Below are 9,245 nucleotides of genomic sequence, written 5' to 3'. Positions count from 1 at the left end.
CCTGCGGGCCGCGCGTGGCTGGGCGGAGGCGGCGGACGCGGCGCTGGCCGCGCGCCGCCGGTTCCGGCCGGGGTCCTGGCCCGCGCGGGCGCGCAACCTCCTGGTGTACGGGCCGTTCGCGCTGCTGGTGCCGCTGATCCAGGTGGTGGTTCTGGCGGCGACGGGGGTGGGACCGGCCACCGTGGCGGCGTTGATCTGCGGGCTGCCGATGCCGGCGGTCGCGTTTGTCGCCGGTTGGATCGGCATTGGGCGGTTGTTCCGGGCCAGCCCCACCGAGCGGCTGGACCGTACTGTGCGTTTCGGCGTGTTGGTGTGCCTGGTGCCGGCGGTGCTGGCCACGGTCGGCCTGCTGTTGGCGCTGCTCGCTGGCTGACCCGCCGGGCCGGAAGGCCGCCCGGCCGGAACACAGCCGGGTAGGTGGGGAAACGCATCGGCCGGCCGTCCCTGATGGGTGTCGGCCGGCCGTGGTGCGTCAGGGTGTCAGCGGGGGATGATCAGCGCCATCGCCTCGGCCCGCGACTTGGAGTCCGTCTGCAGGATGCCGCGTACGGCCGACGTGATGGTCTTGGCACCGGATTTCTGGATGCCGCGCATCGCCATGCACATGTGTTCGCATTCGAGCACGACGACGACGCCGCGTGGTGCGAGTTTGCTCATCAGCAGGTCGGCGACCTGCGACGTGAGCCGTTCCTGCACCTGCGGACGACGGGCGAAGACCTCGACGAGTCGGGCCAGCTTGGATAGGCCGGTGATCCGCCCATCGGGGCCCGGGATGTAGCCGATGTGCGCACTGCCCCGGAAGGGCAGCAGGTGGTGCTCACAGAGGCTCATCACGTCGATGTCCCGGACGATGACCAGCTCTTCGTGGTTGGCCTCGAAGGTGGTGCTGAGCACCTGGGCCGGGTCGACCCGCAGGCCGGCGAAGAGTTCGGCGTACGCACGGGCGACCCGGGCCGGGGTCTGCTGGAGTCCGTCGCGGTCCGGGTCCTCGCCGACCGCGATCAGGATCTCGCGGACTGCCTTCTCGATCCGGCCCAGGTCGACGGCGTCCTCGACGGGGCGGCCGGTCAGCTTGCCGCTGATCAGCCGCGCGGCCACGTAGTCCAGCTCGTCGTCGCCGTCGGGTCGTTGCTCAGTGCGTGCCGTCCGAGTTGTTGGACGACGCCCCGCCACCGACGGACGCCTGCGCGCCGTCAGCCTCGGCCTGCGCCTTGAGCTTGTCCTTCTCCGCGGGGGTGAGCACGGGCGGCTCGGTGGACGGCTGGCGCTTGCCGAAGCCGTTGTACGGCGCCAGCGGTGGGCGCTTGACCACCCGGGAGCAGATCCGCGCCATGTCGGCCGTGGAGAGGGTCTCCTTCTCCATCAGCTCGAGCACGATGTTGTCCAGGACGTCCCGGTATTCCACCAGGATCTCCCAGGCCTCGTCGTGCGCCAGCTCGACCAGTGCCCGCATCTCGCCGTCGATCTCGGCGGCGACCGAGTCCGAGTAGTCCCGCTCGTGGCCCATGTTGCGGCCGAGGAACGGCTCGTCCCCGCTGGTGCCGTACTTGATCGCGCCGAGCTTGGAGCTCATGCCGTACTGGGTGATCATCGCGCGGGCCAGTTGAGTGGCCTTCTCGATGTCGTTGCCGGCGCCGGTGGTCGGCTCGTGGAAGACCAGTTCCTCGGCGGCGCGACCGCCCAGCGCGTACGCCAGAGTGTCGATCATCTCGGCGCGGGTCTGGGTGTACTTGTCTTCGGTCGGGAGCACCAGGGTGTGGCCCAGCGAGCGGCCACGGGACAGGATCGTCACCTTGTGCACCGGCGCGGCGTGCGGCAGCGCCCAGGCGACCAGCGCGTGCCCACCCTCGTGGTACGCGGTGATCTTCTTTTCGTTGTCGCTCATCACGCGGGTCCGTCGCTGCGGACCGGCGACCACCCGGTCGATCGACTCTTCCAGCGAGTCGTTGGAGATCGCCCGCTGCTCCTTACGAGCGGTGAGCAGGGCCGACTCGTTGATCACGTTGGCCAGGTCGGCGCCGCTGAAGCCCGGCGTACGACGGGCCACCGCGTCGAGGTCGACGTCCGGCGTGAACGGCTTGCCCTTGGCGTGCACCCGCAGGATGGCCTTACGGCCCTCCATGTCGGGGGCGTCCACCGGGATCTGCCGGTCGAACCGGCCCGGGCGCAGCAGCGCCGGGTCGAGAATGTCCGGCCGGTTGGTGGCCGCGATCAGGATGACCCCGCCCTTGGTGTCGAAGCCGTCCATCTCGACGAGCAGCTGGTTGAGCGTCTGCTCCCGCTCGTCGTGGCCGCCGCCCATGCCGGCGCCACGGTGCCGGCCGACGGCGTCGATCTCGTCGACGAAGACGATCGCCGGGGCGTTCGTCTTGGCCTGCTCGAACAGGTCACGGACCCGGCTGGCGCCGACGCCGACGAACATCTCCACGAAGTCGGAGCCGGAGATGGAGTAGAAGGGCACCCCGGCCTCGCCGGCGACCGCGCGGGCCAGCAGCGTCTTGCCGGTGCCGGGCGGGCCGAACAGCAGCACGCCCTTCGGGATCTTGGCACCCAGGGCCTGGTACTTGGCCGGGTTCTGCAGGAAGTCCTTGATCTCGTACAGCTCTTCGACGGCCTCCTCGGCACCCGCGACGTCCGCGAAGGTCGTCTTCGGAGTGTCCTTGGTGATCATCTTGGCCTTGGACTTGCCGAAGTTGAGCACCCGGGAGCCGCCGCCCTGCATCTGCGACATGAAGAACAGCAGCAGGAGCACGAGCAGCGCGATCGGCAGCAGGTTTACCAGCAGGCTCACCCAGATGCTGTCCGAGGAGACCTTGGCGTCGGCCGGGCCGGTGACCCGGTTGTTCGCCTTGGCGTCCAGCACCTCGTTCCAGATCTGGTCGCCAGCCTGGTACGGGAACTGGGCCTCGATCTTGTTGGTCTCGGTCTTGCCGAACTTGGTCTTCTGAGCCAGGTCCAGCTGGAGCGTCTGCTCCTTGTCCTGGAAGACCACCTTGTTGATCTTGGCGGTGTGCAGTTGATCGAGCGCAACGGAAGTGTCCACGCGGTGGTAGCTGGGACCACTGGTGAACAGCTGACTGAGCACAACGGCGCCGAGGATGACCAGGATGATCCAGACCACCGGTCGGCGGAAGAAACGCGTACGTTCCATACTGTTGTCGAGCGCCGGGGCGCCCGCATCCTCCTGATCGACGTCCTGACCGTCTGATGGTGTCGCCGCGTTGAGCGGCAGCCGGAGCCGCCGTGCGGGCCGGCCTCGACCCCGAGGCGCGAAAACTACCGCGCCGCGGTCATTCGACGGTACACCGTGTACGCGAGGAGTGAGCTTGCGAGCCCCGCAGTCGTGCACCATCAAAAGACCATGTACGCCAGCAGCGAACCTGCGAGCCTTCGCACCCTGCGCGCCTTCGACATCGACGACACGCACCGTGGGCAGGCCCACCAGCCCCGCAGCCAACGTACGGCGAGTCCGGGTGGAAGCCGGCGTGGCGGGGAGTCCGGCTCGGCCACCCGAGCGCCCGGTCACGCGATCGAGAGGGTCGAGCGCGGAGAAACCTCCGGGCCACCGTGCTACACGGTAACCGCATCAGCTGAGAGCGCGCTGAACGTCGGCTTGATGGATGCCGATGCAATTCGGGCTCATGTCGACCGGCGGGCCGTCGCGATGGGTCGGGCCCGGCGTCAGGAGCGGGCGTAGACCTCGGGCTTGAGCACCCCGACGTACGGCAGCTCCCGGTAGCGCTCAGCGAAGTCGAGACCGTACCCGACCACGAACTCGGTGGGGATGTCGAAGCCGACGTACTTCACCGGGACCGGCACCTTCACCGCGTCCGGCTTGCGGAACAGGGCGACCACCTCGACGCTCGCCGCCGAGCGCGACTCGAGGTAGCGCAGCAGCCAGGAGAGCGTGAGCCCGGAGTCGACGATGTCCTCGACGACGACCACGTGCCGACCGGCGATGTCCCGGTCCAGATCCTTGAGGATGCGGACCACCCCGGAGGATGTGGTGCCCTGGCCGTAGGACGAGATGGCCATGAAGTCGAGCTCCGCCGGCGGGCCGTTGCGGCCCAGCGCCCGGGCGAAGTCCGCCATGAACATCACCGCGCCCTTGAGTACGCACACCAGCAGCAGCCCGTCGCCCACGTGGGCGTAGTCGGCGGAGACCTGCTTGGCCAGCTCCGCCGTCTTCTCGCGGATCTGCGCCTCGGAGATGATCACGTGGTCGATGTCGGCGTCGTACCAGGAGCCGTCAGCCATGACTCCTAGCCTGCCGTACGTCGGATGGCCTCCGTCGGCGGGGCCGCACCTTTTGGCGCGGTCCCGCCGAGGATTTTCTGCGCAAATAACGCTAATCACATCAGTTGGTACGTGACCGCCAGCGGCGGCCATCGTCGCTCGGCTTCCAGTCGGCCGAATCGTGGCTGTCGGCGGTGAGGCCGGCCGCCGAGGCGGCAGCGAGGAGGACGAGGAACAGGAGGATGAACAGGAACTCCATGGCGGCGCTCGCTTTCGCATGATTGCTGTGGGTTTCGCCGCCGGTGCGCACCGGACTGAGACCAGTCTGCGACCTCACGAAGCGACCGGACAGTGGCAGGAATGCCATTGGTCATCGATTTACTGCCACCTGTCGGGTTACCCTCGTCACATGCTGCGGTCCGTTGCCGTCCTCGCCCTCGACCAGGTCGCTCCCTTCGAGCTCGGCGTGCTCGCCGAGGTGTTCGGCACCGACCGGACAGCCGACGGTTTCCCCGCCTACCGCTTCCAGGTGTGCAGCCCGGACGGCGCTCCCGTGCGTACCTCGTCCGGCTTCCACCTCACCCCGCACGCCGACCTCGGCCCGGTCGACGAGGCCGACCTGGTGGCCATCCCCGCGCACAGCCAGGGCACCGCCGTCCCCGGCCCGGTGCTCGACGCGCTCCGGCGGGCCGACGCCCGCGGAGCGCACCTGTTCAGCGTCTGCTCCGGAGCCTTCCTGCTCGGCGAGGCCGGGCTGCTGGACGACCGCGAGTGCACTACCCACTGGCGGTACGTGGACGAGCTGCAACGCCGGCACCCGCGCGCCCGGGTGCGGTGCAACTCGCTCTACGTCCAGGACGGCCGGCTGCTCACCAGCGCCGGCACGGCGGCCGGCATCGACGCGTGCCTGCACCTGATCCGCCAGGAGCACGGCTCGGCCACCGCGACCCGGCTGGCCCGGCGGATGGTGGTCCCGCCGCACCGCGACGGCGGTCAGTCCCAGTACGTCGAGGCGCCCATCCCGAAGGCGCCCGAGGCACCCACCCTCGAACCGGTGCTGGAGTGGCTGATGGGCCACCTGGACCGGACGATCACCGTGGAGGAGTTGGCCGCCCGCGCCGGCATGGCGCCCCGCACGTTCGCCCGCCGGTTCCGCGCCGAGACCGGCACCACCCCGCACGACTGGCTCACCAACCAGCGGGTGCTGCTCGCCCGGCGGCTGCTGGAGGAGACCCCGTTGAGCGTGGAGGCGGTGGCCGACCAGTCCGGCTTCGGCGACGCGGCCGCGTTGCGTCACCACTTCAGTCGCCGGGTCGGTGCCACCCCACACAGCTACCGGACCACATTCCGGGACCGGGCGCACAGCGGCTGAGACCGGCCGCAGGTCAGGCGGGGCGCACCGATGCCAGCCGGCCGTCGCGGCGGAGCACCCGGACACCGCCGGGCAGATCGGCCGGACCCTGACCGTGCCAATCGGTCACCAGGGCCTCCAGGGCGGCGACGTGCCGGTGCGACAGGGCACCGGGCAGCGCGCCCAACTCGCGGGCCCAGGAGTGCAGCACCCGGCTGCGGACGGCGGGAACCAGGCCGAGCAGCGCCGGCACGGACAGCCCTCCGTCGGGGCACCGGGCCGCCGCCAGCGCCGTCCCCGCCAACTCGTCGAGCGCGGCGTTGTCGGCGGCCACCAGCCGGGCGGTCCGCGCCAGGTTGTCCACCACGCCCGGCCCGAGCGCCCGCACCAGCGCCGGCAGCAGGTCGCCCCGCACCCTCGACCGGGCGTACGACGGGTCGCTGTTGTGCGGATCCTGCCATGGGCTCAGCCCGAGGACGGCGCAGGCGGCGCGCGTCTGCTCCCGACCGATCTCGAGCAGCGGACGCAGCAGTGGCACCCCGCCCAGATCGCGCCGGGCGGGCATCCCGGCCAGCCCTCGTGGGCCGGCGCCCCGGGCGAGCGCGAGCAGCACCGTCTCCGCCTGGTCGTCACGGGTGTGCCCGGTGAGCACGGCGACGGCGTTCTGCTGCCGGGCCGCCTCGGTCAGCGCCTGGTAGCGGGCCTCGCGGGCCGCCGCCTCCGGCCCGCCGGGGCGCCCGGCCACTTCCACCCGGACCACCGTCGCCGACGCGAAACCGACCCCTCGCCCCCAGGTGGCCACCGCCTCGGCGCGCTCCGCGGAGCCGTCCTGCAAGCCGTGGTCGACGGTGACGAGCGTCGCGGCGCGGCCCAGCCGCGGCGCCACGAAGACGGTGGCCTCCGCGAGCGCGAGCGAGTCGGCACCACCGGAGCAGGCGACCAGCACCGGACCGCCGGACGGCAGACCGGTCAGGGCGCGGCGGACCGCCACCCGGATCGCGGCCACCGGCGGAGCGAGCGCGGCCACCGGCGGGTGGTCAGCCAGCGGCCGGGATGGTGCCGGCCGGGCCGTGCACCCGGGCGACCCAGGCGTCCGGGTCACCCAACTCCGACAGTCGAGGCAGGGTCAGCGGCGAGTTGAAGATCGAGTTGAACCCGTCCATGCCGACGCGTTCCACCACGCCGTGCACGAACTTGCGCCCCTCGGCGTACTGGCGCATCTTGACGTCCACCCCGAGCAGCCGGCGGATTGCCTTCTCCAGCGGGTTGCCCGCCTCCCGGCGTCGGTTGAACGACGCCCGGATCCGCTCCACGCTCGGGATCACCTGCGGGCCGACGCCGTCCATCACGAACTCGGCGTGCCCCTCCAGCAGGGTCATCAACGCGGTGAGCCGGTCCAGTACGGCCCGCTGTGCCGGGGTCTGCACGATGTCAAGCACGCTGGTGCGGCTCTCCGGATCACGGACCGCGTCGGACAACGTGGCCACCCCGCGCCGCAACCGCTCGACCAGGTGCTCACTTCCGCTGGACGAGGCGTCGACGAACGCCTGCACCTCACTGAGGAAATAGGCCCGCATCCACGGCACGGCCGTGAACTGGGTGCGGTGGGTGACCTCGTGCAGACACACCCAGAGCCGGAAATCCCGAGGGTCCGCGCCGAGCTTGCGCTCCACCTCGACGATGTTCGGTGCGACCAGCAGCAGCTGGCCCGGGTCGGCCGAGAAGACCTCGTACTGGCCGAGCACCCGGCCGGAGAGGTAGGCCAGCACCGTGCCGGCCTGCACCCCGGTGAGCCGGGACCCGATCGCCTCGGTCAACGCGCCCGGTTGCTTGTCGCCGGAGAGCCGACTCACCAGCGGTGTGATCACCTCGCGGAGACCGGCGATGTTGGTCGCGGCCCAGTCGCGGCGATCGACAACCCGGACCGGCGGATGCGACACCTGCGCCCGCAACCCCGTGTAGTCGGCCACGTGCCCGGCCGCCTCGTCGGTCAGCCGACGCAGGTCGCCGACCACGTCGGTGGCTTCCGCGTACGACACGCGGGGGCCAGACTTGCTCAACGCCCCCGCCGTGGCGGCGGCCAGATCCCAGTCCACGAACTGCGCCATGAACCCACCGTACCCGCGCCGCGACACCCCGGCCCGGGCTCGCGCCCTCGATCGACGCCGATGGCGACCGCGTCGCCCCCCGAACCGCCGACTGTCAGCCGCAGCCGCAACCGGCCAACGCCGCGGCGATCCGGTCCAGTGCCGGCTGGGCGGTGTCCCGGTCACCCGGCACCTTGTCGGTGAGCACCGCGAAGGTCAACAGCCGACCATCGGCGGTGGTGACCAGGCCCGCGACGGAGTGCACACCGGTCAGGGTGCCGGTCTTGGCCCGGACGCTGCCCGCGCCCGCGGCGGTGCCCGCGGCGGTGCGGTAGCGCTCGTTCAGGGTTCCGGACCAGCCGCCCACCGGCAGACCGCCGAAGACACCGGCCAGCTCCGGATGGTCCGGACTGGCAGCCAGGCGGATCAGATCGGTCAGCAGCGACGGGCTGATCCGGTTGAGTCGGGACAGGCCGCTGCCGTCGGAGACGCTGATCTCGTCGGCGGGCAGGCCCAGCTCCGCCACCTCGGCGTCCATGGCGGCGGCGCCGCCGTCGAACGAGGCGGGCTGACCGCGGGCCAACGCGACCTGCCGGGCGAGCGCCTCGGCCACCAGGTTGTCGCTCTCGCTGATCATGACGTCGACCAGCCGGATCAGCGGCGGAGACTGCACCACGCCCAGTTCGGTACCCGGTGCCGGGCTGGCACCGGCCGCCGCCTGAGGCGGGGCCGTGCCCCGCTTCACGGAGTCGGTCGGCACCCCGAGCAACCGGGCGAACGCCTTGCCGGCGGCCAGGTCCGGCTCGGTGAACCGCTGGGCGGACCCGTGCTCGACGCCCGGGTCGGTACGCGCGCCGTCGGTCATCAACGCGGTCACCGCGCCGCCCGAACCGCCGGTGGGGATGTCGTCGTCCCAGCCAGGGCCGTAGACCGGGCCGGAGTAGACCGAACCGTCGACGGTGACACTGGTCGGGGGCGTGCCGCCGAGCGCGGTACGCACCTGGGCGGCCAGGTCGTCGAGGCGCGCCGCACCCGGGTAGTAGCCCTTCTTGTTGATCGCGAGGGTCGGGTCGCCGCCCCCGACGATCACCACCTCGCCAGCCTTCGCGCCGGCCACGGCACGAGTGGGAATCCGGTAGCCGGGCCCCCGGGCCGCCAGCACGGTCACCGCGGTCGCCAGCTTTGTCACCGAGGCGGGCACGGTGCCGTCGTCCGCCCCCTTGGCGAACAGCGTCTGACCGGTGATCACGTCGGCGACCGAGACGTTCACCCGGTCGCCCAGGGTGGCGACGCCGACCAGTGGGTCGAGCGCGGCCCGAACCCCGTCCGGGGTGGGCACCGGGGCGTTCGAGTCCGGGCCGCCCAGCACGTCCGACGGGGCGGGTTCCGGAGTCACGCCGACCGCGTTCGGCCCGGACCCGGCGTCGTCGCCCAGCCACCCGGCGACCGGGCCGGGACGGGTGATTACGACTCCGACACCGGCGAGAACCAGCAGGAGCACGGCGGCCAGCACCACCGGCAGGCGCCTCCGGCGGCGCGGCGCGGCGGGCGCGGGCGCGGGCGCGGGCGCG

At 71.6% G+C, this 9,245-nt stretch carries 8 protein-coding genes and 1 pseudogene; 2 read left to right on the top strand and 7 right to left on the bottom strand.

What is annotated here, in order from left to right; genetic code table 11:
* A pseudogene (locus GUI43_RS32565) lies at window positions 1-373 on the top strand (hypothetical protein); the annotation flags it as partial.
* 107 nt (window positions 374-480) lie between these two features.
* Here GUI43_RS32565 and folE read toward each other — a convergent pair.
* The 4 genes from folE to GUI43_RS32545 form a co-directional block, all read right to left on the bottom strand.
* Window positions 481-1,098: a GTP cyclohydrolase I FolE gene (gene folE, locus GUI43_RS32560; protein WP_112601529.1), complete on the bottom strand. Its 618-nt coding sequence runs from the start codon at window positions 1,096-1,098 to the stop codon at window positions 481-483.
* A gap of 34 nt (window positions 1,099-1,132) precedes the next feature.
* Window positions 1,133-3,151, bottom strand: coding sequence for an ATP-dependent zinc metalloprotease FtsH (ftsH, locus tag GUI43_RS32555; protein WP_112582850.1), 2,019 nt, complete (start codon window positions 3,149-3,151; stop codon window positions 1,133-1,135).
* Window positions 3,152-3,681: 530 nt separating this feature from the next.
* Window positions 3,682-4,257, bottom strand: a complete 576-nt coding sequence (hpt, locus tag GUI43_RS32550; RefSeq protein WP_112582849.1) for a hypoxanthine phosphoribosyltransferase — start codon at window positions 4,255-4,257, stop codon at window positions 3,682-3,684.
* A 100-nt stretch (window positions 4,258-4,357) separates the two neighbouring features.
* The gene (locus GUI43_RS32545; protein WP_112700626.1) at window positions 4,358-4,603 is read right to left on the bottom strand and encodes a hypothetical protein; all 246 of its coding nucleotides are present in this window, start codon (window positions 4,601-4,603) and stop codon (window positions 4,358-4,360) included.
* Window positions 4,604-4,645: 42 nt separating this feature from the next.
* On the opposite strand from GUI43_RS32545, the gene GUI43_RS32540 reads away from it, so the two are divergent.
* Complete coding sequence (locus tag GUI43_RS32540) at window positions 4,646-5,608, top strand: GlxA family transcriptional regulator (RefSeq protein ID WP_112582848.1); 963 nt, start codon at window positions 4,646-4,648, stop codon at window positions 5,606-5,608.
* A 13-nt stretch (window positions 5,609-5,621) separates the two neighbouring features.
* On the opposite strand, the gene tilS is transcribed toward GUI43_RS32540, so the two are convergent.
* From tilS to dacB, 3 genes are all read right to left on the bottom strand, one after another.
* On the bottom strand, window positions 5,622-6,614 hold the full coding sequence (tilS, locus tag GUI43_RS32535; RefSeq protein WP_112582847.1) for a tRNA lysidine(34) synthetase TilS: 993 nt from the start codon (window positions 6,612-6,614) through the stop codon (window positions 5,622-5,624).
* Between the two features lie 10 nt (window positions 6,615-6,624).
* Window positions 6,625-7,695 (bottom strand): Rv3626c family coenzyme F420 biosynthesis-associated protein, encoded by a 1,071-nt coding sequence (locus GUI43_RS32530; RefSeq protein ID WP_091403614.1) that lies wholly within the window; start codon window positions 7,693-7,695, stop codon window positions 6,625-6,627.
* 94 nt (window positions 7,696-7,789) lie between these two features.
* A complete protein-coding gene (dacB, locus tag GUI43_RS32525) occupies window positions 7,790-9,190 on the bottom strand; it encodes a D-alanyl-D-alanine carboxypeptidase/D-alanyl-D-alanine endopeptidase (RefSeq protein WP_249037916.1) in 1,401 nt (466 codons plus the stop codon).
* Window positions 9,191-9,245 lie beyond the last annotated feature (55 nt).

This window comes from Micromonospora noduli, assembly GCF_003264365.1.
GTDB lineage: Bacteria > Actinomycetota > Actinomycetes > Mycobacteriales > Micromonosporaceae > Micromonospora > Micromonospora noduli.
This window is presented reverse-complemented; position numbering and strand designations above follow the sequence as displayed.

What these genes read in the sequence shown, in the direction of transcription:
- GUI43_RS32545 (WP_112700626.1), bottom strand. Translation starts at nt 4,603, where the DNA reads ATGGCATTCCTGCCACTGTCCGGTCGCTTCGTGAGGTCGCAGACTGGT.
- hpt (WP_112582849.1), bottom strand. Translation starts at nt 4,257, where the DNA reads ATGGCTGACGGCTCCTGGTACGACGCCGACATCGACCACGTGATCATC.
- GUI43_RS32530 (WP_091403614.1), bottom strand. Translation starts at nt 7,695, where the DNA reads ATGGCGCAGTTCGTGGACTGGGATCTGGCCGCCGCCACGGCGGGGGCG.
- GUI43_RS32540 (WP_112582848.1), top strand. Translation starts at nt 4,646, where the DNA reads ATGCTGCGGTCCGTTGCCGTCCTCGCCCTCGACCAGGTCGCTCCCTTC.
- ftsH (WP_112582850.1), bottom strand. Translation starts at nt 3,151, where the DNA reads ATGGAACGTACGCGTTTCTTCCGCCGACCGGTGGTCTGGATCATCCTG.